General features: G+C 64.6%; 23 protein-coding genes. 10 read left to right on the forward strand and 13 right to left on the reverse strand.

Annotated elements, in window-relative coordinates; all coding sequences use genetic code 11:
- Positions 1 to 89 precede the first annotated feature (89 nt).
- Both IVB48_RS11770 and IVB48_RS11775 read right to left on the reverse strand, forming a co-directional pair.
- Positions 90 to 353: a hypothetical protein gene (locus IVB48_RS11770; protein ID WP_007597808.1), complete on the reverse strand. Its 264-nt coding sequence runs from the start codon at positions 351 to 353 to the stop codon at positions 90 to 92.
- A gap of 138 nt (positions 354 to 491) precedes the next feature.
- Positions 492 to 1,298, reverse strand: a complete 807-nt coding sequence (locus IVB48_RS11775; RefSeq protein WP_247357634.1) for a creatininase family protein — start codon at positions 1,296 to 1,298, stop codon at positions 492 to 494.
- Between the two features lie 138 nt (positions 1,299 to 1,436).
- On the opposite strand from IVB48_RS11775, the gene IVB48_RS11780 reads away from it, so the two are divergent.
- Genes IVB48_RS11780 through IVB48_RS11800 form a run of 5 tightly spaced genes read left to right on the forward strand, consistent with a single transcriptional unit; the run spans position 1,437 to position 5,811 of the window.
- On the forward strand, positions 1,437 to 2,459 hold the full coding sequence (locus IVB48_RS11780) for an ABC transporter substrate-binding protein (protein ID WP_247400033.1): 1,023 nt from the start codon (positions 1,437 to 1,439) through the stop codon (positions 2,457 to 2,459).
- A 10-nt stretch (positions 2,460 to 2,469) separates the two neighbouring features.
- A complete protein-coding gene (locus tag IVB48_RS11785; RefSeq protein WP_247400035.1) occupies positions 2,470 to 3,315 on the forward strand; it encodes an ABC transporter ATP-binding protein in 846 nt (281 codons plus the stop codon).
- The gene (locus IVB48_RS11790; RefSeq protein ID WP_247400036.1) at positions 3,312 to 4,130 is read left to right on the forward strand and encodes an ABC transporter permease; all 819 of its coding nucleotides are present in this window, start codon (positions 3,312 to 3,314) and stop codon (positions 4,128 to 4,130) included. The genes IVB48_RS11785 and IVB48_RS11790 overlap by 4 nt, the downstream gene beginning before the upstream one ends.
- Entirely contained in the window at positions 4,130 to 5,119 is a 990-nt protein-coding gene (locus tag IVB48_RS11795) for a 2-hydroxyacid dehydrogenase (protein ID WP_007604945.1), read from the forward strand. The genes IVB48_RS11790 and IVB48_RS11795 overlap by 1 nt, the downstream gene beginning before the upstream one ends.
- Complete coding sequence (locus tag IVB48_RS11800) at positions 5,119 to 5,811, forward strand: AprI/Inh family metalloprotease inhibitor (protein ID WP_247400038.1); 693 nt, start codon at positions 5,119 to 5,121, stop codon at positions 5,809 to 5,811. The genes IVB48_RS11795 and IVB48_RS11800 overlap by 1 nt, the downstream gene beginning before the upstream one ends.
- A gap of 67 nt (positions 5,812 to 5,878) precedes the next feature.
- Here the strand turns inward: IVB48_RS11800 and IVB48_RS11805 are convergent, their stop codons facing one another.
- The gene (locus tag IVB48_RS11805; protein WP_247400040.1) at positions 5,879 to 7,267 is read right to left on the reverse strand and encodes a peptidoglycan-binding protein; all 1,389 of its coding nucleotides are present in this window, start codon (positions 7,265 to 7,267) and stop codon (positions 5,879 to 5,881) included.
- Positions 7,268 to 7,519: 252 nt separating this feature from the next.
- Between IVB48_RS11805 and IVB48_RS11810 the strand changes: the two genes are divergently transcribed.
- Positions 7,520 to 7,894 (forward strand): hypothetical protein, encoded by a 375-nt coding sequence (locus tag IVB48_RS11810; RefSeq protein ID WP_027565856.1) that lies wholly within the window; start codon positions 7,520 to 7,522, stop codon positions 7,892 to 7,894.
- Positions 7,895 to 8,057: 163 nt separating this feature from the next.
- Entirely contained in the window at positions 8,058 to 8,378 is a 321-nt protein-coding gene (locus IVB48_RS11815) for a glycine zipper domain-containing protein (RefSeq protein WP_247357638.1), read from the forward strand.
- On the opposite strand, the gene radC is transcribed toward IVB48_RS11815, so the two are convergent.
- The 3 genes from radC to IVB48_RS11830 all read right to left on the reverse strand — a co-directional run bounded on the left by radC (position 8,375) and on the right by IVB48_RS11830 (position 11,456).
- Positions 8,375 to 9,088 carry a DNA repair protein RadC gene (radC, locus tag IVB48_RS11820; protein ID WP_027565854.1) on the reverse strand — a complete coding sequence of 238 codons (714 nt, stop codon included), beginning with the start codon at positions 9,086 to 9,088 and terminating at the stop codon, positions 8,375 to 8,377. The genes IVB48_RS11815 and radC overlap by 4 nt on opposite strands.
- 104 nt (positions 9,089 to 9,192) lie before the next feature.
- The gene (gene map, locus IVB48_RS11825; RefSeq protein ID WP_247400041.1) at positions 9,193 to 10,011 is read right to left on the reverse strand and encodes a type I methionyl aminopeptidase; all 819 of its coding nucleotides are present in this window, start codon (positions 10,009 to 10,011) and stop codon (positions 9,193 to 9,195) included.
- A gap of 128 nt (positions 10,012 to 10,139) precedes the next feature.
- On the reverse strand, positions 10,140 to 11,456 hold the full coding sequence (locus tag IVB48_RS11830; RefSeq protein WP_247358106.1) for a mechanosensitive ion channel domain-containing protein: 1,317 nt from the start codon (positions 11,454 to 11,456) through the stop codon (positions 10,140 to 10,142).
- Positions 11,457 to 11,666: 210 nt separating this feature from the next.
- Between IVB48_RS11830 and IVB48_RS11835 the strand changes: the two genes are divergently transcribed.
- The gene (locus IVB48_RS11835; RefSeq protein ID WP_247400043.1) at positions 11,667 to 13,460 is read left to right on the forward strand and encodes a potassium/proton antiporter; all 1,794 of its coding nucleotides are present in this window, start codon (positions 11,667 to 11,669) and stop codon (positions 13,458 to 13,460) included.
- Positions 13,461 to 13,629: 169 nt separating this feature from the next.
- On the opposite strand, the gene modC is transcribed toward IVB48_RS11835, so the two are convergent.
- The 4 genes from modC to mepA all read right to left on the reverse strand — a co-directional run bounded on the left by modC (position 13,630) and on the right by mepA (position 16,985).
- The gene (modC, locus tag IVB48_RS11840) at positions 13,630 to 14,292 is read right to left on the reverse strand and encodes a molybdenum ABC transporter ATP-binding protein (protein WP_027565845.1); all 663 of its coding nucleotides are present in this window, start codon (positions 14,290 to 14,292) and stop codon (positions 13,630 to 13,632) included.
- 2 nt (positions 14,293 to 14,294) lie between these two features.
- Positions 14,295 to 14,990, reverse strand: coding sequence for a molybdate ABC transporter permease subunit (modB, locus tag IVB48_RS11845; protein ID WP_027565844.1), 696 nt, complete (start codon positions 14,988 to 14,990; stop codon positions 14,295 to 14,297).
- Positions 14,991 to 15,001: 11 nt separating this feature from the next.
- A complete protein-coding gene (gene modA / locus IVB48_RS11850) occupies positions 15,002 to 15,784 on the reverse strand; it encodes a molybdate ABC transporter substrate-binding protein (RefSeq protein ID WP_247400045.1) in 783 nt (260 codons plus the stop codon).
- A 256-nt stretch (positions 15,785 to 16,040) separates the two neighbouring features.
- On the reverse strand, positions 16,041 to 16,985 hold the full coding sequence (gene mepA, locus IVB48_RS11855; RefSeq protein WP_247400047.1) for a penicillin-insensitive murein endopeptidase: 945 nt from the start codon (positions 16,983 to 16,985) through the stop codon (positions 16,041 to 16,043).
- Positions 16,986 to 17,454: 469 nt separating this feature from the next.
- On the opposite strand from mepA, the gene IVB48_RS11860 reads away from it, so the two are divergent.
- Positions 17,455 to 19,617, forward strand: a complete 2,163-nt coding sequence (locus IVB48_RS11860) for an EAL domain-containing protein (protein ID WP_247400048.1) — start codon at positions 17,455 to 17,457, stop codon at positions 19,615 to 19,617.
- Positions 19,618 to 19,662: 45 nt separating this feature from the next.
- Here the strand turns inward: IVB48_RS11860 and IVB48_RS11865 are convergent, their stop codons facing one another.
- The gene (locus IVB48_RS11865; protein WP_247400049.1) at positions 19,663 to 20,406 is read right to left on the reverse strand and encodes a hypothetical protein; all 744 of its coding nucleotides are present in this window, start codon (positions 20,404 to 20,406) and stop codon (positions 19,663 to 19,665) included.
- A 207-nt stretch (positions 20,407 to 20,613) separates the two neighbouring features.
- Positions 20,614 to 21,768, reverse strand: coding sequence for an acyl-CoA dehydrogenase family protein (locus tag IVB48_RS11870; RefSeq protein WP_247400050.1), 1,155 nt, complete (start codon positions 21,766 to 21,768; stop codon positions 20,614 to 20,616).
- Positions 21,769 to 22,031: 263 nt separating this feature from the next.
- Between IVB48_RS11870 and IVB48_RS11875 the strand changes: the two genes are divergently transcribed.
- Positions 22,032 to 23,432 (forward strand): TAXI family TRAP transporter solute-binding subunit, encoded by a 1,401-nt coding sequence (locus IVB48_RS11875; protein WP_247400062.1) that lies wholly within the window; start codon positions 22,032 to 22,034, stop codon positions 23,430 to 23,432.
- A gap of 47 nt (positions 23,433 to 23,479) precedes the next feature.
- Here IVB48_RS11875 and IVB48_RS11880 read toward each other — a convergent pair whose 3' ends face one another.
- Positions 23,480 to 23,941 carry a GNAT family N-acetyltransferase gene (locus tag IVB48_RS11880; RefSeq protein WP_247400065.1) on the reverse strand — a complete coding sequence of 154 codons (462 nt, stop codon included), beginning with the start codon at positions 23,939 to 23,941 and terminating at the stop codon, positions 23,480 to 23,482.
- Positions 23,942 to 24,020: the final 79 nt, after the last annotated feature.

The raw sequence follows: 24,020 nt of genomic DNA on the forward strand, positions 1-24,020 counted from the left end.
TCTCACGTGGATCCTGCGTCCGACACGGGGTGGATGAGGCGCCCGTGTCGGACGCAGGATCCACGTGAGATCGGCCTCAGGGACTCAAATCAGAAGCAGGTACGAACGCGGCCAACGTACTGGCCAAAGGCGTTGTACTGGGCGGCCCAGCCGCAGCGGTGATAGCCGTTGTAATAGGGGTCGTTGCTGGCGGCGATCGCGGAGCCGACGACGGCGGCGGTGGCGATGCCCAGGCCGACGCCGACGCCCCAGCCGAGCGGCTTGGCTTGCGCCTGCGAGGTGGTGGCGACGACGCTGCCGGTCAGGGTGAGCGCGGTGAGAGCAACTGCGAAAATCTTGGTCTTGATCGACATGTGAAACTCCATCCGGGTTGAGGCGGTCCGTTGTGGCCGCGTACCGAGTTGGACGGAGGCTCCGCGCGTCCGGTTCGAAACCGGCAAAAGCGGAGGTCGAGTCTGGCTCTTTTCAGAATGATTCCAGGAGGATAAGCGCTAACCGAGCGGGCCTTTGGCGAGCCTGTTCACGTCGAAGTTATCAACCTCGGCAAGCAGCTCGCAAAAAGCGCGGGCGCCCTGGTCGATCAGCCGCTCGCCTTTCGCGGCGACGGCTAGCGTCGCATTGCCGACGGCGCCGCTGGGGTTGAGATCCTGCGCCTGCCAGGCGAACAGTGCGGGTCGCTGCGTCGACAGCCAGCGATATTGCTGCTCCATCGCGATGCTGCTCGCGGGAAAATCCGCGATCGCATCACCGCGCACCCGATCGGGATAGCGCGCCAGCATGATTGAGGTCTCGACTGCACCGCCGTGGATGCCGTGGCGTACTTCGTCGGCCGGGAACAGCTGGTCCGCGCCCGACAGCCGCGACCACGACGTGGTCACCACGAACAGTTTCTGATACGCGCGAAGATCCTGCGCGATCAGCATCATTGCCGCGCTGTTGCCGCCATGGCTGGTGATGATGACGAGCTTCTTCAATCCGCGGCGCGCGATGTCTTCGCCGATCGCGGTCCATTTTTTCAACGCGACTTCAGTCGCTAGCGTCTGCGTGCCCGGATAGTCGATATGCTCGGTGGAAATCCCGATCCGTTCAACGGGCAGGAAAGTGGCCGGAACGCTTTCGGGCAGGAGCTCGCGCACCCGCGCGAGATAGGCGTCCGCGATCAGCACGTCGGTCTCGAGCGGCAGATGCGGGCCGTGCTGCTCGGTCGCCGCCAGCGGCAGCACTGCGATCCAGCGCGACACCTCGGCGGGGCTGGCATCGGCCCAGCGGATCTCGGTCCAGTCGCGGGAAGGCGTCATCAAGGTTTCTTTGCCCGAATTTGTCGCGTAATTTGGGTTATCAGGGGACGCGGGCCAGGCCGGCTCGCGTCCCTGAATGTCTTGCGGTTTTATCGCGTTGCTTGGACATCGGCTAGAAGCGATCGACGGAGTCCCATCATGAGCCCCTCTCATCTGCGGCGAGCCTTAACGGCGGGTCTGATGGCCGCTTTCGTCTCGGTCGTTCCGGCGCGCGCCGAAACCCTGGACAAGGTCATGTTCGGCACCAATTGGGTCGCCGAGGCCGAGCATGGTGGCTTCTTCCAGGCGGTCGCCGACGGCACCTACAAGAAATATGGGCTGGACGTCACCATCGTCCCCGGCGGGCCCAACGAGAACAACCGGATGCTGCTGATCGCCGGCAAGATCGATTTCTTCATGGCAGCGAACACGCTGATGTCGTTCGAAGCGGTCGCCAACAACGTCCCGGTCGTCACGATCGCCGCGGTGTTCCAGAAGGATCCGCAGGTGATGCTGACGCAGCCCGATGCCAAGGTCGCCAAGATCGAGGACCTCAAGCCGCTGACGCTGTTCGTCTCCAAGGAGGGCATGACCAGCTATTTCCAGTGGCTGAAATCCGAATACGGTTTCAGCGAGAAGAACGTTCGCCCCTATAATTTCAATCCGCAGCCCTTCATCGCCAATCCCAAGAGCGCGATGCAGGGTTACGTCACCTCCGAGCCCTTCGCGGTCGAGAAGGCCGCCGGCTTCAAGCCCAACGTGTTGCTGCTCGCCGATTACGGCTTCAACACCTATTCGACCCTGATCGAGAGCCGCCGCGACGTGGTCGAGAAGAAGCCCGATCTGGTGCAGCGCTTTGTCGATGCCTCCATGGTCGGCTGGTACAATTACATCTACCGCGACAATTCCGCGGGCAACGCCATGATCAAGAAGCTCAATCCGGAGATGACCGACGAGCTGCTCGCCTATTCCGTCGCCAAGATGAAGGAATACGGCATCGTCGATTCCGGCGATTCGCTGAAGAACGGCATCGGCGCGATGAGCGACGAGCGCTACACCTCCTTCTTCAACAAGATGGTGAAGGCAGGCGTCGTGAAGGCAGACCTCGATTTTCGCAAATCCTATACGCTGCGTTTCGTCAACAAGGGCGTCGGCGCCGAGCTGCGCCCGAGCAAGCCGTAGCGCAAGGCCGATGTCATCAGTCCAAACGTTGGCGGGGGTCGAGACCGGCCTGACGGCCCTGGCTGTCAGCCTGCGCGGCGTGACGAAGACCTATGACAACGGCGTGCTGGCGCTCGGCCCGCTCGACCTTGCGGTGCGCAAGGGCGAGTTCATTTCGTTGCTGGGACCGTCAGGTTGCGGCAAATCCACCGCGCTGCGGCTGATTGCCGAGCTCAGCGCGCCATCGTCCGGAATCGTGCGGCTGGCGCGTCGCGAGGGTGGTGCGCAGTCAGGTCATGTTCAGCCAGGTCATATTCAACCAGGTCATGGCATCGGCTTCGTGTTTCAGGAGCCGACCCTGATGCCCTGGACCAGCGCGCGCGAGAACGTGCGGTTGCCGCTGAAGCTCGCAGGCGTTCCGAAGGCGGAAGCGCGCGCGCGTGCCGATCAGGCGTTGGCAAGCGTGGGGCTTGGCGATTTCGCCGACGCCTTTCCCCGCGAGCTCTCCGGCGGCATGAAGATGCGGGTGTCGCTGGCGCGCGCGCTCGTCACCGATCCTGATGTCCTCCTGATGGATGAGCCGTTCGCGGCGCTCGACGAAATCACGCGCTTCCGCCTCAACGACGATTTGCTCGCGCTGTGGCGCAGGCTCGGCAAGACCGTCATCTTCGTCACGCATTCGGTGTTCGAATCCGTCTATCTGTCGCAGCGCGTGGTGGTGATGACGGCGCGGCCGGGCCGCATCCAGGCCGACTTCCGCATCGAGACGGTCGAGCCGCGTGGCGAGGAGTTTCGCACTTCAGTCGCCTATTCCGATTATTGCCGGAAAGTGTCGGCGGCGCTGGCGCCGTCCTATGCAGGGCAGTCGACGCTATGAACGCGCAAGCTTCCGTCACTGCGAAGCCGTCCGGCGCGCAACGCGCGGTGCGCTTCGCGCTGCCCGTCATCGTGTTCGCGGCGGGCCTGCTCGCCTGGGAGCTCATGGTTCGGATCAAGGACATCCCGCCTTACGTGCTGCCGGCGCCCTCCGTCATATTCGTGACACTGATCAAGGATTGGTCGGTGCTGTCACAGTCGCTCGCCGCGACGCTGCTGACCACGCTCGAAGGTTTTGTGGCGGCCAGCATCGGCGGCATCGCGCTGGCGCTGCTGTTCAACCAGTCCAAATGGGTGGAAGCATCGCTATTTCCCTATGCCGTGGTGCTTCAGGTTACGCCTGTCATCGCGATCGCGCCGCTGCTGCTGATCTATCTGGAGCAGCAGACCGCGGTCGTGGTCTGCGCCTTCATCGTCGCCTTCTTCCCGGTGCTGTCGAACACCACGCTTGGGCTCAATTCAGTCGATCGCAACCTCGCCGGCCTGTTCCAGCTCTATGGCGCCTCGCCGCAGCAAACCCTGCGCTTTCTCAAGCTGCCGGCGGCGCTGCCTTACATTCTCGGCGGCCTGCGCATTGCCGGCGGCCTGTCGCTGATCGGCGCGGTCGTGGCCGAGATCGCGGCGGGAACGGCCGGGGCCGGCTCCGGGCTCGCCTACAGGATCGCAGAATCCGGCTACCGCTTGAACATACCCCGCATGTTCGCAGCGCTGCTGCTGTTGTCGCTGGCCGGGATTGTCATCTATGGGGTGCTGGCGCTAGTTTCCCACCTCGTTTTACGGCGCTGGCACGAGAGCGCGCTTGGAAAGGACAACTGATGACCACCGGTTCGATTTCGTCCGAAAAGATCGACCTTCTGATTTATGGGCCGGTCCGGCCGATCCTCGAGAACGGGTTTTCCGATCATTTCGTCGTGCACAAGGCGGAGACGCGGGGCGATCTCGAGCGGCTGACGCCGGCAATCCGCGAAAAGATCCGCGGCGTGGCGGTGACCTATCACACCGTGCGCGCCGACAGGGATTCGCTGTCGCAATTGCCCAAGATCGAGATGGTGGCGAGCTTCGGCGTCGGCTACGACCACGTCGACGCCAAATACGCCGCCGAGCACAACATCATCGTCACCAACACGCCCGACGTGCTGACCGAGGAGGTCGCCGACGTCGCGATGGGCCTTCTGATCTCCACGGTGCGTGAATTCATCAAGGCCGATCGTTATGTGCGCTCCGGTCTCTGGCAGACCCAGAACTATCCGCTCAGCGTCGGCTCGCTGCGCGATCGCAAGGTCGGCATCGTCGGCATGGGCCGGATAGGACAGGCGATCGCGCGTCGACTCGATGCCTCGCTGGTGCCGGTGGTCTATCACACCCGCAATCCGTCCAAGGACGTCTCCTACAAGCACTACCCCGACCTGATCGAGATGGCGAAGGCGGTGGACACGCTGATGGTGATCGTGCCCGGTGGCGCCAGCACGAACAAGATGATCAACGCCGAGGTGCTGAAGGCGCTCGGCCCGCGCGGTGTGCTGGTTAACGTCGCGCGCGGCTCGGTGATCGACGAACCGGCGCTGGTCCAGGCGCTCAAGTCCGGCACCATCCTCGCCGCCGGTCTCGACGTGTTCGCGGCCGAACCGAACGTGCCGGACGAGCTCAAGACCATGCAGAACGTGGTGCTGCTGCCGCATATCGGCTCGGCCTCGGTGGTGACGCGCAACGCGATGGATCAGCTCGTGGTCGACAATCTCAAGTCCTGGTTCTCAGGCAAGGCGCCGTTGACGCCGGTTGCGGAAACGCCTTTTAAGGGGCGCTGATGAGAGTTCTTGGGGTCGTTGCATTCACCGTCGCGGCCTACTTGGCCGCGATCGGCCTTGCGTTGGCGCAGGATACGACGACCCTGAAGAAGGAGATGCCCGGGCAGTGGGAGCTCTCCACCACCGAGCGCAGCAAGACCTGCGTCGTCACGCTCAAGGCCGACACTGCTGCTCAAGGCTTCAAGCTCGAGCTGGAGCCGGCCTGCAAGGCCGCGCTGCCCTTCACCAAGGACATCGTCGCCTGGAGCGTCAGGGGTCTCGACATCGTTCGCTTGCAGGATTCGAGCGGTGAAGCCGTGATCGACTTCACCGAGGTCGAGGCCGGCATCTTCGAGGGCCTGCGGCAGGGCGAGGGCGTCTACATCCTGCAAGATCTCGCCGCCGCCCGCTCGATGGCGAAGTCGATGGACCAGATGATCGGCGACTGGTCGATCGTGCGGGGCAACGGCCAGCCGGTCTGCGGGCTGACGTTGACCAACACCGAAGCCGGGCCGGACAATTTCCAGGTCTTCCTCAAGCCGAAATGCGATGCGGCCATTGCGCAGTTCAACCCGACGCAATGGCGGCTCGAGCGCGGCCAGATCATCCTGCTGTCGAAGGCCGGTGAGGCCTGGCAGTTCGAGGCCGACGACAACGCGCAATGGCGGCGCGTCCCAGACACCGCCGATCCCCTGATCATGCTGCGTCAGTAGGCGCCGCGAAACGCGAGCTTATCCTGAGCGCCCGCCATGGGCGGGCGTCTCAAAGGATGGCCGCAGGCTACGTCGTCGGCTTGGGCGGCGGCGCGGTGCCCTGGGCCCACTTCTCCATCTTGCCGAGCACGCCCCAGGCCGTGAGCGCCAGGGAGATCGGCATCGCGAATTGGCCGAGGCCCGGCACCGCCGACACCAGCGTCCCGAGCAACCCGGCAAGACCGCCAGCGTTGGGGCTCGCCGTCACCGAAGAGAGCAGCGCTGTGATCAGCGAGCCGCCGATGCCGAGCGCAGTCTTCTTGCCGTCGAGCATCTTGCCGATGGTATCGCCGAGCGCGCCATTGACCTGGCCGAGGACAGGCTTGCCATCCCGGTTGAGCAAGGTGCCGAGCAGGTCGACGACCTGCTTCAACTGATCGACGGGGGCGGGGCTGGTCGGGGTGAGGGGTCCTGGCATGGGGGCCGTCTTGTTGACGAGGGAAAATAGCCGTTCGAACAGGCTGATCGGATCATTGGTGGCGGGCAGCGTGTTGCCCGATGCCGTCGTTGCCGGGATCACGGCGCCGACCGGCGGCCGCAGCAATTGCGCGAGGTCCTCCAGCCGCTTCATGATCCTGGACACATCGCCGCTCGATCCGGTGGGGCCCGACTGCGCCGCGCGGGTGAGGGCGGCGACCGTGGCGCCGTCGAGAAGTCCGGTATCCCTCAAGCCGTTCTGCTGCTGAAACTGCGAGACCGCGGCCCTGGTCTTCGGTCCGCTGACGCCGTCCTCGGCGAGCGGCGGATTGGCGCCGAGCTTGTTGAGCGCCTGCTGCATGAGAACGATCGTCGACGCCGCGTCGTCCTCCGGTTCGGCCCGGCTCGCGAATTGCGGGCTGCCGTCGAGGGTGATCGAGGAATCCAGCGACATCATTGCATGCAGGATCACCGCGGTGCCGAGCTGGGAATCGACGTGACCCGAATCGAACACATGATCACGGACGAATTTGCCGGCTCTTGCCTCGGGCGGGCCATACAGCGTCGAACCGCCATAGAGATAGGGCGAATTGCAGCCCTTGGCGTGATAGCCGAAGCCGTTGAACCCTTCGAGCCGGAACAGAATCCGCGCGATCGCCCAATCGTGAGCGCCGACGAAATTCTCGATCCTGAAGGCGTCCACGGCGCCGTCCACGAACGTGGCAAACGGACCGCGCCCCTTCGGAACGAGCGTCGTCACGCGATGAAGCGTTTCGCCGTTGCCGAGATAAGTGTCGAAATCGAAATTGGACTCGCGGTAGTGGCAGAGGGCAGCGAAATACCAGGGGACGCCGGTCAACCGCTCGATCTGCTGATAGGTCGCCTTGCCGTTGACGGCCTTGCGTGCGACCGCGTTCGCGTCGGAGAGGCGTGCAGGCCGGATCTCGAGATTGGCCCAATTCTGCTCGTATTCGCTTTTCAAACTCTCGAATGAAATCATTTTCCGCTCCCGCAATGAATGGATTTTGCAACCGCGCGTCAGTCGAAATGAACCAGGTGCCGTGATCAGGGCGTGAGACCAGCGTGATCTCCCGCAAGTCTGGCAGGCCGCCGGGGCGCCGCGTGTGAAGTGGGTTACAACCTCGCCGAGAAAATGAGCGGCAGGACCGGGATCAGGGCGGCAGCCCGCGAGGGAACCGAAAGGGCCGCTGCTCGGTTAGCGACGCGAGACAGTCCGGCAACGGAGCCCTGCATGACCACGCGCGTCCTCGCGATCGGCATCGAACCCGGCAACGCGGACTACAGTGCATTCCCGCAGCTCACGCCGGCGCTCGTGCGCGACTATATCGATGCGCAACTGCTGCGATTGCGCGATCTCGGTTACGAAGTCACGAGCTGCCTGATCGATCTCGATGCCGCGGCGGAAGCCGCCGTCACGGCAGCGCTGCGCGAGGAGAATTTCGACTGCATCGTGATCGGCGCGGGCCTGCGCGAGCCCAGGGAGCGCCTGCTGCTGTTCGAGAAGGTGCTCAACCTCGTCCACCGCCTGGCGCCCGACGCCGCGATCTGCTTCAACACCACGCCGGCCGACACCGCCGAGGCGGTGCAGCGCTGGGTCGATGCTTGAGATGAATGGGGACGGCCCGCGCTGGACACGGGGCGTGGCCTGAGCCGCCTTCGAGCCGAGCCTCCGACGCCATGGCGAGAGTGCGGGGTCCCGGCATGGTGATTTGTCTGGTCCGAATCCGGCTGCGGCGCTATGACTCGTCTGACCACAGGGGAGGGCGAGCATGCTTCGAGGTCTTCGCATTGGAAGTTTCGCTATCGCGGCATGTCTGGCGGTTGTGATGGCGATGCCGGCTCATGAGGCGGCAGCGCAGGACGCCATTGGCGGTGCCATCCTCGGCGGCGTCGGTGGAGCGATCGTGGGGGGCGCCATCGGCGGAGGCCGTGGCGCCGCCATCGGCGCCGTTGTCGGTGCCGGCACGGGCGCTGCGATCGCCTCAGAGGGCGAACGCCGCCGCTCCGGCTATTACGCCTATCAGCGCGGCTGCTACATGCAGCGCCGGGACGGCTCCTACGTCCCGGTCGATCCGAGATATTGCTACTAGATCAGCCGCATCCCGCGCAGACTCGCATGCCCGCTCTTGCCGACGATGATGTGGTCGTGCACCGCGATGCCGAGCGGCTTTGCGATGTCGATGATCGCCTTGGTCATCTGGATGTCGGCCTGTGAAGGGGAGGGATCGCCTGAGGGGTGATTGTGCACCAGGATCAGCGCCGTCGCGGACAATTCCAGCGCGCGCTTGATCACCTCGCGCGGATAGACCGGGGTGTGATCGACGGTGCCGGTCTGCTGCACCTCGTCGGCGATGAGCTGGTTGCGCTTGTCGAGGAACAGCAGGCGAAACTGCTCCTTCTCGGCGAACGCCATGCTGGTGCGGCAATAGTCGATCACCTCGTTCCAGGACGACAGCGCGTTACGGCTGTTGACCCCGCCCTTGGCGACGCGATGCGCCGCCGCCGCGAGCAGCTTGAGCTGGTGGATCGCGGATTCGCCAATGCCGTCCACCTCGCGCAGGCGCGCCACCGGCGCATGCACGACCTCGGCAAACGAGCCAAAAATCTTGATCAGCGACTTCGCCAGCGGCTTGGTGTCACGCCGCGGCAGCGCCGGAAACAGCGCCATCTCCAGCAGCTCGTAGTCGCTGAGCGCGTCCGCACCGGCGCTGTAGAAGCGCTCGCGCAGCCGTTCGCGATGGCCGAGATAGTGCGGCGCTTCTTCGGGCTTGCTCTTGTCGTGGTCGGGCTTGGCAGGCATCGGCCGCCAGCATTGCCGCGGGTAATCCTTTTTGCAACCGTCAATTGCGGCGGCAAATCCGGTTCACGCCAGCCGGCGACCCGAAGGTCAGCCGCCAGCCGCCCTCACCCAATCTGCTTCTCGCCGTGCCGCTCCGACAGCGTGAAGATCTCGACGCCTGTCGCGGTGACGCCGACGGAGTGCTCGAACTGTGCCGATAGCGAGCGGTCGCGGGTCACGGCGGTCCAGCCGTCGGAGAGGATCTTCACATGCGGCTTGCCGAGATTGATCATCGGCTCGATGGTGAAGAACATGCCGGGCTTGAGCTGCACGCCCTCGCCGGGCCGGCCGATATGGATGATGTTCGGCTCGTCGTGGAACATGCGCCCGAGGCCATGGCCACAGAAATCGCGCACCACGCTCATGGCCTGCGGCTCGACGAAACTCTGGATGGCATGGCCGATGTCGCCGGTGGTGGCGCCGGGCTTCACCGAGGCGATGCCGCGCATCATCGCCTCATAGGTCACCTCGATCAGCCGCTCGGCCTTGCGGGCGATCGGGCCGACTGCATACATCCGGCTGGAGTCGCCGTACCAGCCGTCGACGATGAAGGTGACGTCGATGTTGACGATGTCGCCCTCTTTCAGCGGACGGTCGCCGGGCATGCCGTGGCAGACCACGTGGTTGAGCGAGGTGCAGGTCGAATAGCGGTAGCCGCGATACATCAGCGTCGCCGGATAGGCATTGTTGCTGAAGGCGAAGTCGCGGACGAACTGGTCGATGCGGTCGGTCGGAACGCCGGGCCCGACGATGTCGGTGAGCTCGTCGAGGCACTTCGCCACCAGCGCTCCTGCCTTGCGCATGCCGGCAAAGGCGCTTGGTCCATGCAGCTTGATCTGCCCGGTCTTGCGGAGCGAGGTATCGGTAGCTTCGACGTAGCTCATGCGGATGCGGTCTTCTCGGCACGGGGCCGGTATCGAGGTGGGCGCAAGGGTCTGATTTAAGGCCCTAATTTAATGATCGCGAGCCTTCATGCAAGCCAAGCTTGGCGGGCATGCGCCCGAAAACCGGTTCAATTCGGGACTTCTACGGTGGTTTCCACCGGCAGCGCACCGCCGCGGATGCGGATTTCGCGGACGGGGTAGGGAACCCGGATGCCCTCGCGCTTGAAGGCGTCCCACAGCGCCAGCATCACGTCGCTCTTGACGTTGTCCATGCCGTCGGGGTCGGCGATCCAGAACGTCAGCGAGAATTTCATCCCGGCTTCGGCGAACTCGGTCAGGATGGAATTCGGCGGCTTGCCCTTCTGCGCGCGCGGATGCGCGGCCGCGGTCTCGGCGGCGAGCTTGCAGACCAGTCGCGGGTCCGCGTCGTAATTGGTGCCGAAGGCGATCTTCACCAGCGTGTTCTTGTCGGTGTAGGTCCAGTTGACGACCTTTTGCGTCACCAGATCCTCGTTCGGCACCAGGAATTCGCGGCCATCGCCGGCGGCGACGGAAATATAGCGCGTCTTCATCGCGCTGATCCGCCCGGTGTTGTCGCCGATGGTGACGAGATCGCCCGGCTTCACCGATTTGTCGGCGAGCAGGATGATCCCCGAGATGAAATTGGCGACGATCTTCTGCAGGCCGATACCGATGCCGACACCGACCGCGCCTGAGAACACCGCGAGCGCCGAGAGATCGATGCCGACCGTGCCGAGCGCGATCACGATCGCGACTGCAAGCAGGCCGATGCGGATGATCTTGACCAGCAGCACCTGCACCGACGGCGTCAGATCGGTGGTCGAGTTGATCCGGCTCTCGGCGAAATTGCTGGCGATGTTAGTGAGCCAGAGCGCGATGAGCAGCAGCGCGCCGGCCTTGATCACCAGCAGCGGCGTCAGCCGCAGGCCGCCGAGCACGATGGCGAAGGAGTCGAGCAGGTCGACCGTCGCATCGAGTTGGCCGAGGATCGAGAGCGCCGCGACGAACCAGGCCATGATCGACACCAGCTTGACGATGAAGGCGTTGCGCAGCACCGAGGTCAAGAGCCGGATCGCGAGCCAGGCCAGGCCCAGCTTGGCGGCGACCATCAGGAGATAGCTGCGGCTCGGCCAGGTCGCGTGGTACATCACCACGCGCGAGACGATCACGAGCAGGGTGAACACGGCCGTCGAGGCGCTGGAGACCATCACCCGGACGAAGTGCCGGAGCGGCAGCGGCCAGCGCATCGCCAGCGAGGTCATGTCGACTCGGCTGCGAACGGCGGCTTCCGCGGCATAGGCGATGCCGGCCGCGGCCAGAATGAGCCCGAATTGCAGGTAGAACCAGGGCGAGGAGATTTCGGCCCCGACGCTTCGCGCGGTGGTCTGCACGAACTCCATGAAGTCTTTGAGGTCCATGTCTATCGGTCTCGTCGGGGAGCGGGCGGGAGGCATTGATTCGAGCGCGCCGGAGAATCCCACAAAGGGCGCGGCCGGACCACCGATACACCGACAAGTGAAGTGCGTTAAGGCCGCAAAATGCGGGCAGATTGCCGCGAGCGGGAGAAATGGGTTGGCGTGGGAGTCTGCCGACGATAAGGATGCAATTCCAGCGATTTCGTACCCGGAAGGTGGATGGCTTCCCTCGACAGTGTCAGCCTCGCCATATTGCTCGGCGCCGTCCTGGTGTTGGCCGGGATCCTGTCAAGCCTGCTTGCGCTGCGCTTCGGCGCGCCCCTTCTGCTCGTCTTCCTCGCGATCGGCATGCTCGCGGGCGATTCCGGTCCCGGACAGCTGCAGTTCGACGACGTCCGAACCACCTATCTGGTCGGCTCGGTCGCGCTCGCCCTGATCCTGTTCGACGGCGGCTTGCGGACCCGCTTTGCCAGCATCCGCACCGTGCTCGCGCCTTCCATGGTGCTCGCGACCGTCGGCGTGCTGCTGACCGCGCTGATCACGGCGCCGTTCGCGAAATATGCGCTCGAATTCAACTGGACGGAGTCGCTGCTGGTCGGCGCCGTGGTGGCCTCGACTGACGCGGCCGCAGTGTTCCTGCTGGTGCATACACAGGGCCTGCGCCTGCGCCCGCGCGTCGGCGCGACGCTGGAGGTGGAATCCGGCACCAACGATCCCTTCGCGATCTTCCTGACCCTGATGCTGGTCGAGTACATCTCGCTGGGAACAGGCACGGCCGCGCATGTGCTGATGGAGTTCGCCCAGGAGGCCGTGCTGGGCGCCGTCGTCGGGGTGATCGGCGGGCGTCTGGTCGTCATCGCGCTCAACAAGGTCGCGCTGCCGCAGGGCCTCCACGCGCCGTTTGTCACCACCGCCGCGCTCGTCATCTTCGGCGGCTCGCAGATCATGCACGCCTCAGGCTTCCTCGCGGTCTATCTCGCCGGCATCATCATCGGCAACCGCCCGACGCGCGCGCATAATTCGGTGGTGGCCTTCCTGGACGCCGCGACCTGGCTGGCCCAGATCGTGATGTTCGTGCTGCTCGGCCTGCTGGTCTCGCCGAGCCGGCTTGGCGGCAGCGTGCTGCCGGCGGTGGGGGTCGCATTCGTCCTGATGCTGGTGGCGCGGCCGATCGCGGTGTTCGTGTGCCTGGCGCCGTTCCGCTTCAACTGGCGCGAAAAGATCTTTATCGCCTGGACCGGCCTGCGCGGCGCGGTCGCGATCTTCCTGGCCTCGATCCCGATGCTGGTCGGGCTGTCGAAGGCCTATCTCTATTTCGACGTCGCCTTCGTCGTCGTCATCATCTCGCTCCTGCTGCAGGGCTGGACCCTGGGGCCGGCCGCGCGCAAGCTCCATGTTGCGCTCCCGCGCGCCGAACGCGGCCCGCGCCGTGTCGAACTGGATCTGCCTGGGCAGCTCGAGCAGCAGCTCGTCGGCTATCCGGTGCGGTCCAAGAGCCTGTATTTCCGCCGCGGCCTGATCCCGTCCTGGTCGAAGCCGACGCTCGTGATCCGCAAGGAGAACATTTTGACGCCGGCGGAAGCCGAGCCGATCGCGCCCGGCGATTACATCTATCTGCTGGCGCCGCCGGAAAAGGCCGAATCGCTCGACCGCTTCTTCGTCGACATGCAGCCGAGTTCGGCGCCGGACCCGCATCTGCTGGGCGACTTCATGGTCTCCGGCGAGCACACGCTCGCCGAGCTCGCGGAGATCTACGGCGTGGAGGCCGGCGAGGACGAGAGCAAGCTGACTTTGGCCGATTATTTCGACGTCCATCTCGACCGCGCACCGAAAGAGGGCGCCGAGCTTGCGCTGGATCCGATCGTGCTCGTGGCGCGCTCGATCTCCGGTGGGCGCGTCAACGTCGTCGGCCTGCGCCTGCCGGAAGACGAGGAAACGCCCGCACCATTGACGCGCAGGCAGGCCCTGCGGCGCAAGCTGGCGGAGCTGTGGACGTCGGTGGCGGGGGTTTAATTGCAGTGTCGTCCCGGCGAAGGCCGGGACCCATAACCCCAGGAAGTCATTTGGCGAAGACTGTCTGTTATTCTTCGCCGGTACTCCCACTGCCGCCTACCGATAAAGCACGCGGTATGGGTCCCGGCCTTCGCCGGGACGACGGCGGTGGGTGCGACGGCCAGTATGGCTACGTCAGCACCTTCACCCCGCCGAACGACGTCACCCGGCCCTGCTTCAGCATCACGATCTGCGTCGCGAGCTGGCGCAGCTCGGCCACGTCGTGGCTGACATAGACCATGGGGACATTAGCCTCGTCGCGCAGCCGCACCAGATAGGGCAGGATCTCCAGCTTGCGGCCCTCGTCGAGCGCGCCGAGCGGCTCGTCGAGCAGCAGCAGGCGCGGCCTTGACAGCAGCGCGCGGCCGAGCGCGACGCGCTGGCGCTCGCCGCCAGAGAGTTTTCCGGGGCGGCGACCCTGCAGCGCGCCGATGTCGAGCAGCTCGATGACGCGCTTGTGCTGCGCCGGATCGGGCGCGAGGCCGTTCATCCGCCTGCCATAGTCGAGATTTTGCGCGACGTTGAGATGCGGAAACAGCCGCGCATCCTGGAACACATAGCCGATGCGGCGGCGCCAGGTCGGCACATGAATGCCGGCCGCGCTGTCGTCGACCGTCTCGCCGTCGATCACGATGGTGCCGCGGTCGGGCCGCAGCAGCCCAGCGATCATGTTGACCAGCGAGGTCTTGCCGGCGCCCGACGCTCCGAACAGGCCGATGACGCGGCCTTCGCTTTCGAAGGATGCGGACAGCGAGAATTCGCCGAGCTGCTTTTCGATGTCGACGCGCAGCATGGTCAATTCCCGTGCAAGCGCGCGGTGGCGCGGCGGGCGAACCATTCGGCCGCGATCAGCGCGCCGAGCGCCAGCACGATCGAGACGATCACGAGCCGTCCCGCGGCGGCGTCACCGTCCGGGGTCTGGATCAGCGAATAGATCGCGGACGAAATCGTCTGGGTCTCTCCGGGAATGTTGGAGACGAAGGTGATGGTGGCGCCGAACTCGCCGATCGCTTTCGCAAAACCGAGCACCATGCCGGCAAGCACGCCGGGCAGCGCCAAGGGCAGCGTCACCGTGAAGAACACTTTGAAAGGAGTGGCGCCGAGCGTCTCGGCGGCCTGCTCGAGCCGGCGGTCGATCGCCTCGATCGACAACCGCATCGGACGCACCAGCAGCGGAAACGCCATCAGGCCGCAGGCAAGCGCAGCACCGGTCCAGCGGAAGGCGAAGACGATGCCGAGAGTATCCGCCAGAAAACCGCCGACGAGGCCGCGGCGGCCGAAGGTCAGCAGCAGCAGATAACCGGTGACGACAGGCGGCAGCACCAGCGGCAGATGCACCAGCGCATCGAGCACCGACTTGCCCCAGAAATCACGCCGCGCGAGCAGCCATGCCAGCGCAATGCCGAACGGCGTTGCCACCAGCGTCGCGATGACGGCAACCCTGAGTGAGAGCAGGATCGCCGTCCATTCGGCGGGAGAGATGTCGAGCATCAAATCGCAAATTAAGTGGAGGGGCTGATCAGGAACTTGAAACCGTATTTTTCCAGAATGGTCTTGGCGGCGGTCGAGCGCAGGAAGGTGAGATAGTCGCTGGTCTCGCCCTTTGCTGTCGTGGTCGCCGCGACGGGATAGATGATCGCGGGATGCGAATCCGCCGGGAAGGTGCCGACGATCTTCACGCCGGGCTCGACCTTCGCATCGGTGGAATAGACGATGCCGAGATTGGCCTCGCCACGCGCGACCAGCGTCAGCGCGGCACGCACGCTCTCGGCCATGGCGAATTTCGGCTCCGCCGCCTGCCAGGCGCCGAGGCTCGTCAGCGCCGCCTTGGCATACCTCCCAACCGGCACGGACTTGACGTCGCCGGTCGCGATCCTGCCGTCGCCGGCGAGCTTTGCGAGGTCAAAACCCTGCGCGATGGGCACGTTGTCGAGCCTGGAATCCTTCGGCGCGATCAGCACGATGCTGTTGCCGAGCAGATTGACCCGGGTCGGCTCGTTTATGGTCTTCTTGGAGATCGCGTAGTCCATCCAGTCGGTGTCGGCGGAGACGAACACATCGGCCGGCGCGCCCTGCTCGATCTGCCTGGCGAGCACGGAGCTTGCGGCATAGCTGACGCTGAACTTGACGCCGGTCCTGGCGGTGTAGGCCGCGTCGACCTCGTCGAGCGCGTTCTTCATCGAGGCTGCCGCGAACACGGTGATGGTCTTGTCTTCGGCTCCAGCAGGCGAAAGGCTCGCGGCCAGAAGGAACATAGCCGAAAGCAGCACGGAAAGGCGGGACATCGGAAGCGCTCCATGCGCGCGTTCAGGGCACGCAAGGCGGCGCGCGCAAGACGGCGTTGGTTGAATTAGGCTTGCGACCGGCGGAAGCGCTGTTCCGGCAAGCCCGACGGACTTACGGTCCGGCAAGCGATCGCTGGGTCATCATAACAGGGTGGCCGAACAGGTCAAAGGCGACGGTTCGCATGGCGCCAACCAGGAATTCGTCATCCCGGCCTAGTGCGCAATTGCGCATTAGGCCGGGATGACCGCGGAGGCTTTACCGTTTCGCGTCGCCCGCGTGCAGCACGGCCTTACACGCCGCCGGCATCTGCGCCAGCGTCATCGGCGGTTTCGGCTTCGGCGGCTCCGGCGGGGGTTTGGGGTGCAGCACGCCGTCGCTGAACCAATAGGCGAGATCGGAGGGCTTGCAGCCTTCGTCCTCGGATTGCGACGGCTGGCCCTCGCAGTCGCTCGCGCCTGCCGGGCAGTGCATGCGGATGTGGAAGTGATAGTCGTGGCCCCACCACGGTCGGATCTTCGACAGCCAGGAACGATCACCCTTGGCCTCGCGGCACAGCGCCTTCTTGATCGCGGCATTGACGAAGATGCGCTGCACCGCCGGCTCCTGCGCCGCGTCGCGCAGCACCAGCACATGGCCCGGCGTGAACACCTTCGGATCGATGTCGAGCCGGTCCGGGCGCACCATCATCACCGCCGACATGTCCTCGCGCTCCTCGCGCGAGAGCCGATGGTCCGGCATCGGCGTCAGCCAGATGTCGGCATCGAGGCCGATCTGGTGGCTGGCATGGCCCGACAGGGCCGGCCCGCCGCGCGGCTGGGCGATGTCGCCGACCAGGATGCCCGGCCATCCCGCGTCCTTGTGCGCCCTGGCGGCAAGCCGCTTGATCAGCGCGATCATCGCGGGGTGACCATAGCTGCGGTTGCGCGACAACCGCATCACCTGCCAATTGTCGCCGTTGAGCGGCATCTGCTCGGCGCCGCCGATGCAGCCCTTCACATAGGAGCCGATGACGTGCGCCGGTCCCTTCGACGGCAGCAGCTTGCGCGCGAACAGTTCCTTGGCGCCAATACTGGGATCGTTCGGATTGGCGAGCGGCGGCAGCGGCTTTGGGTTGACGCTGCCCTTGTCCTGGGCCAGCGCGTCGCCGGCGGCCAGGAGCGTCATGACGAGCAGGAGAGGGGCGAAGCGGCGGGGACTCATGTTGACATTCTTATAGCCCAACACCGCGTCAGGGTTAAGAAACAGTCCCACGGCTGAAATATCGTCTCGAAGTCGTAGTTCCCGGTGCGTCGGCCGGCCGATTTTTAACAATGCGATAACCCTCTCATGCATTGACCAAAATTCGTGCGCGGGACGCGTACTCACCCCCTTCTGCATGCAAGCGCGCGCGATCCCGGAAATGATTCAAGGCAGCGCGCAATCTTGCGCCATCTCGTTCTCCGATGACGACAATGCGATGCGCCTGGAGCGCCCATCGGCGCTGTCGCGCCTTGCAAACGGGCAATGAGGGCTGTTTTTTCGAGACTGCCAGGCCCTGCCTCCCATCGCCATACTACCCAAGATTACCTTTCTTTCAGACACTTGCCCCAAGAGTTGCGGTCGCTGGGCGCGACTGGGACGAGTGAAGTTGAGTTTGGGGTTTCGAAAGCCAAAAAAGAGAAAGGGAAGCGTGCTTGGCAGGTCCGGCCTGCACCCGCGCAAGCCGCGCTTTGCGCGCGCCCCTCATCCTCCGTCCGAACGCGACGAAGGTCTGCGCGGCCGCGCCGAGGCCGCGATCGCGGAAGCGCGCAAATCCCATGAGCGCCTGCGCCAGGCCATCGAGATCCTGCCGCAAGGCATCGTGTTTCTCGATGCCGAGGGCCGCTATGTCCTCTGGAACAAGCAATACGCGGAAATCTACAGCAAGACCGCCGATCTGTTCGAGGAAGGCGCGCGCCTCGAGGACACGCTGCGCATCGGCGTCGCCCGCGGCGACTATCCAGAGGCTGCCGGCCATGAGGAAGAATGGATCGCCGAGCGGCTGCAAAAGCTCTATCAGCCCGGCGCGCGCCACGAGCAGAAGCTGGCGGACGGCCGCGTCATCCTGATCGACGAGCGGTTGACCGACGACGGCGGCGTCGTCGGCCTGCGCGTGGACATCACCGAGTTGAAGCAGCGCGAGGCCTCGTTCCGCCTGCTGTTCGACGGCAATCCCGTCCCCATGATCGTTTGCGCACTCGACGACGAGCGCATCCTCGGCGTCAACGATGCCGCTGTCGCCCATTACGGCTACAGCCGCGCCGAGTTCGAGCTGCTGACGTTCCGTTCCCTTCAGGCTTTCGACAGCGAGCCGCCCTGGACCACCGATTCGGCCGGCGAGGAGCAGGCCGGACGCACCTGGAAGCACGTCAAGGCCGACGGCGCCCTGATCGACCTTGCGATCTATTCGCGCGAACTGACCTATGCCGAGCGGCCCGCGGTGCTGCTCGCGTTGATGGACATCACCGAGCGCAAGCGCGCCGAGGCACGGCTCGCCTTCATGGCCCAGCATGACGGGCTGACCGGTCTGCCAAACCGCAATCTGCTGCGCCAGCAGATCGACGAGATGCTGCTGCATACGAGGCGCAGCATCGACAAGGTCGCGCTGCTGATGCTGGGGCTCGACAATTTCAAGGCGGTCAACGACACGCTGGGACACGCGATCGGGGACAAGCTGCTGCGCGGTGTCGGCAAGCGGTTGCGTTCGACCTTGCGCGAGGAGGACGCGTTGGCGCGGCTGAACTCGGACGAGTTCGCAATCGTGCAGAGCGGCCTGACGCGTCCCGAGGATGCGGTGCTGCTGGCCAAGCGCCTGCTGGAAGCCATCGCCGATCCCTATCTGCTCGACGGCCATTCCGTGGTGATCGGCGCCTCCATCGGCATCGCGATGGCGCCGGGCGACGGCGACGATTCCGAAAAGCTGCTCAAGAGCGCCGACATGGCGCTGTCGCGCGCCAAGCTGGATGCGCGCGGCTCGTTCGCGTTCTTCGAGGCGGCGCTCGATGCGAAAGCGCAGACCCGCCGCAAGATCGAGGTCGAGCTGCGCGATGCCATCCAGAACGACGTGCTGCGGCCGTATTACCAGCCGCTGATCGACCTCCAGAGCGGCCGCATCACCGGCTTCGAGGCGCTGGTGCGCTGGCCGCATGCCGAGCGCGGCATGGTCTCGCCGGCCGAGTTCATTCCGGTCGCGGAAGAAACCGGGCTGATCAATCCGCTCGGTGGCCTGATGCTGCGCCGGGCCTGTCACGATGCCGCAACCTGGCCGGACGACGTCCGTGTCGCCGTCAACCTGTCGCCGCTCCAGTTCCGCAGCGGCAATCTGCTTTCGGTGGTGACGGATGCGCTGAAGCATTCCGGCCTGCCGCCGCGGCGGCTCGAGCTCGAGATCACGGAGACGCTGCTGCTGGAGAAGAGCGCCCAGGTGCTGGCGACGTTGCACGCGCTGCGCGCGCTCGGCGTGCGCATCTCGATGGACGATTTCGGCACCGGCTATTCCAGCCTGAGCTATCTGCGCAGCTTCCCGTTCGACAAGATCAAGATCGACCAGTCCTTCGTGCGCGATCTCGGCGCCAATCGCGAGGCCCAGGCGATCATTCGCTCCATCGTCAGCCTCGGCAAAGGCCTCGGCGTCACCATCACCGCCGAGGGCGTCGAGACCGAAGCCGAGCTGAGCTGTCTGCGCACTGAGGGCTGCGACGAAGGCCAGGGTTTTCTGTTCAGCAAGGCCCGGCCGAATATCGAGATTATCAGTCTGCTCGCCGCGCAACGGGGCATCGATGGTGCCGAGGAGGACGCCGCAATGGTGGCCTAGGCCGGGGGATGCCAGCTTGCATCTTGAGTTGGGCGCAGTTGAAATTCAGTGGCCGACAAGTGTTACGGCCTCGGCAGGAGCGGTTTCATGGGACCGCACGAATACGAAGCGGGATGCCGCGGGAATCTGAGCATCGGCGCTGCCATCCTGGCCGATGAGAATGAGTCCCGCTCCGCCATTGGCTACATTCAAGATAATGGGGGCTCCCTGCCAGGTCCTGATTGGCTCCATTCCGATGATGAGAAATTCGCCGATCGGCTGGTCGAAATATTGAAGCCTCAGTTGTGGTCCGACTTCTGCAGCCGCGAGGCCGAAACCCAAGCGTTTGGCGCGCGCATAGATGTCCGCCAGCAACGCAGTGTCGGTCCGAAAGCCCAGTTCGGCCGCCGACACCGTGAAAAGCTCTACGCTCGTTGTCGTGGCGCTGACGGTAAACGCCGGTCGCGCGAGAATTTCGCCGGCCGAGTTTCCGATGCCGCAGCCTGCCGCATCCAGCGCGTTACTGAGGGCGAAGAAGTTTGCAAACGTCCCGATCCTGATCGTCTTCCACGCCGGGACATCGACGGCGGATCTGATTGGGATTTGCGGCCCGTCAGAGCGCGCTTGCTTGAGCTTCAGGTGATTCCGCAGGACGTCTCGTGCCGAGCATTGCGCCAGGGCTTCGCTCGCGAACAGGACAGTGCATGCGACGCAGAGGATGGCAACAATGAAAATGCTACGTTGGTGCCATCCCGGCGAATGATGCCGTATGGAATGGCAACTGACTTTCTTGCCAGCTGTTCGGCCCATAACGGACCTCTCTTGCGCAAAGGCAGCGCGCTAGAAACAATTCAGAATTATCACTTCCAAATGGTCGGCGCGGTCACAGCGGAAAAGCTGTTGTTTTTGTAGCTATAGAAATTGGTCCGGCAAAATCCATAAAGGTTCAGCGACAAAGACGCCGGTTGGCGAACTCAATATAGGTCAGCGTGCGTGCACTGTCGCAACTGGTCGACGTCAGCAGTCTCCGGAAAGGATCATCTTACCGACGTCTTCGTAATGCGTGTCGCGCGCCTGGATCTGCTGCGCGATGGCATGCATGTCGCGAAACCGTCGCTCGAACGGATTGCTGCGGAATACGGCCGTGGCGCCGGCCATATGATAGGCGGTGTCGACCACCCTGGCCGACTGGTGAATGGTCCAGGTCGCGGCGAGGCGAACCGAGCTCCGATGCGCCGCGCTGAACGCGCCGGTCGCGCAGAGATCGCGCCACATCGCACTTGCCGTCGCATAGAGATAGGCGCGCGCGGCCCGCAGGTCGCCCTCGGTGCGGCCGATCAGGCCCTGGACCGCCCCGTTGTCGTGCATGGCGCTGGCCGCCAGCGACTGATGCTTGCCGCGCGCCAGCGCGATCGCGGCATCGAGCGTGGCGCGCGCCACGCCGAGCGACACCGCGGCAAAGCCGAGGCTGAAGGCCGAGCCGGTGCCGATCCTGTAGAGCGGCCCCTTCTCGCGTAGCGCGGACGGGACGTCACGAAACGCGGTGAAGCGCTCGGGGATGAAGAGGTCGGCGACCTCGTAGGAATCGGTGCCGGTGCCGGCGAGCCCGATCGCCTGCCAGACGTCGTGCAGCACGGCGCTCGCGACCGGAAACAGGATGGTGCGCACCTCCGTCGAGCCGTCGGCATTCTTGCGCGGCGTGCCGTCGGCGCCGACGATGCGGATATGTGCCCCGAGCCAGCTCGCCTGCCGCGAGCCCGAGGCAAAATCCCAGCGCGCCGTGACGCGATAACCGCCCTCGACGATGCGCGCCTCGTGCGCGATCGCGCCCCAGGCGAGGATGCCCGGCGCCGTGTTGAAGATCTCCTGCGCGGTGTCGTGGTCGAGCGAGGCCGCGATCATCGCGCAGACCGCGCATTGACCAAGGCACCAGGCGGTGGAGGCATCCGCTTTCGCGATCTCCTCCAGCATCTGCATGAAGGCTTCCGGCGGCGCTTCGCCGCCGCCAAGACTTTGCGGCAGCAGCGCGTGATAGAGCCCGTTTTCGATCAGCGCAGAGACGACGGCCGGCGTCAGCCGCCGCGTCCGCTCGATCTCGTCAGCCTCGCTGGCAATGAGCGGCGCGATGGCGCGGGCGCGTTCGCCGAGATCGACGCCGGAGGGAGCGTTCATTCGCGTTTCCTCGCCCATTCTGCCGTGAGCGGTCAATCGCGCGATGGTGATCTATTTGGCGAGGAGGATCAAGGTGGTGCGGCCCGTCATTCCGGGAATCGCCAGGCGTGGAATGCGGAATCCAGAGCGAATGGTGCAAGATCGAAAGCTTACGCCGGCCACCGAGAAACCAGTGGCGCTTCTCGGACATTATCGTCCTCCAGAAGACCATGGTATGCTTCCAAAGCAGGCAGCGATTTTTGACCTCCAACCGGCAGCGCCAAATGTCCTCGTCTGAGCCCCCGATGATACGCAGTGACGCAGCCCGCCGAGGGCGGAGACAGACGAAGACCCTGCTGCTGATTTTGGCCGTCGGATTTCTCGTTTTCGGAGCCGCTGCGGGTACATTGTATTACGCGCTGCGGCCGATAACTCTCCGAATTGCCGTCGGACCGCCGGGAAGGAACGATCACAAGGTGATCGAGGCGATGACCGAGGCCTTTGCCAACGAAAGCAGGACTGTAAAGCTGTCTCCGATCGTGACCGCCGGGGCGGCCGAAGCTCTCGCTCTGCTCGGTGCCGGCAAGGCCGACCTTGCGGTCGGTCGCGGCGATCTGGAAATGCCGGCAGACGCGCAAACAGTCGTCATCTTGCGCAAGAATTTCGTCGTGCTGTGGTCTTCTTCGGGAGTTGCGGGCAAGAGCTCCAAGCGGAAGCCGGCGCCGAAAATCAAGGAAGTCGCCGATCTCGCAGGGCGCAGGGTGGGAGTGATCGGCGCGACCCCGGCGAACGCCGCGTTGCTGAGAGTCATCCTGAGCGCCGCCGGTGTGGCGCCGGACAAGGTCACGGTCACTCAATTCGGCACCGGCCAGCTTGAGGAGCTGGCGCGCGACCCGAGCCTTGACGCTTACATGGCGGTCGGTCCGCTCGACAGCAAGATAACCGCCGACGCGGTCGCCGCGACGGCGCGGACACGTGGCGAGCCCAAATTTCTCGCGATCGACGCATCGGAAGCCATCGCCTTGAAGCATCCGCGTTATGAATCGGAGGAAATTCCACCAAGCATTTTCAATGCGAGTCCGGCCTGGCCCGATGACAAGGTGGAGACTGTCAGTGTCAGTCATTTGATCGTCGCACGGAATGCCTTGTCCGAAACGACAGTGGCGGCGTTTTACCGCCAGCAATTCGCCCTCCGGCAGGCGATTGCCAGGCAAGTGCCTGGCGCTGCGCAAATCACCAAGCCGGACACCGAGAAAGAAGCCGAGCTGCCGGTACACCGGGGAGCGGCGGCCGTGATCGACGGCACTGAGCGCACCTTCCTCGACAGATACGGCGACTACTTCTGGTTTGCGCTCCTGCTTCTCTCCGGCATTGGTTCGGCCGGCGCCTGGCTGCGTCAATATCTGAATCGGGATGAAAGGGACGAGAACACCGGCCATCGCAACAGAATTCTGGCCCTGGTTTCCAGGGTGCGCACCGCGGAGTTCGACCACGAACTGCTGGCTATGCAGCAGGAGGTCGACGCCATCATCGAGGAAACGCTTGGCTGCTACGATGACGGCGCCATCGAGGAGGAGGAGCTGGCAGCCTTTGGCCTGGTGCTCGAACTGTTCGATCATGCCCTCAGCGAGAGGCGCGCAGCGTTGCAAACGGCTCCTTCGAACGTGCTCGCCGCGCGGCGGTAGCGATACGATAAGCCCGCTGGCCGCTGAATCCTGGAGAACAGCCAAACCTAGATCGGGTCCTTTAGCAGGCGCTCCATGATGATCGTGCGTTCGTCACCACGATAGCTGTCGTGCACCGCCTTGAACCCGAGCCGCGCGTAGAAAGTCTCGGCGGTGACGGAAGAAGGGACGGTCAGCGAAGCGACGTTTCGTGCGCGCGCCGTGCGCTCGATCTCGGCCATCAGCAGCTTGCCGATGCCCCCGGCCTGAACATCGGGAGCCACGAAGACCGTGCGGACCACGTTTCCGTCGAGGCTTGCTGTTCCAACTATGCGGCTGCGGATCGTGGCGACAAACACGGTGCGTTGTCCGATCAGCCGCCGCACGGCATCGGGACTGAAACTATGCGCGATCCTTTCGATGATCTCGTCCGCATAGTCCTTCGCGTTCGTTTCCCGCAGCGCCCGCAAGATGATAGCACTGATCTCATCGGCATCATTCGCGAGTGCGGGCCGGATTGTGCATTCCATGGGGCGCTCCAACCGTCGCTGTAGGTCCGCGGCCGTAAACAGCCAATGCCGTTCGGCCGTCCCGCCATGCCTCGCAACT

Origin of the sequence: Bradyrhizobium sp. 76 (assembly GCF_023073025.1) — a bacterium.
GTDB lineage: Bacteria > Pseudomonadota > Alphaproteobacteria > Rhizobiales > Xanthobacteraceae > Bradyrhizobium.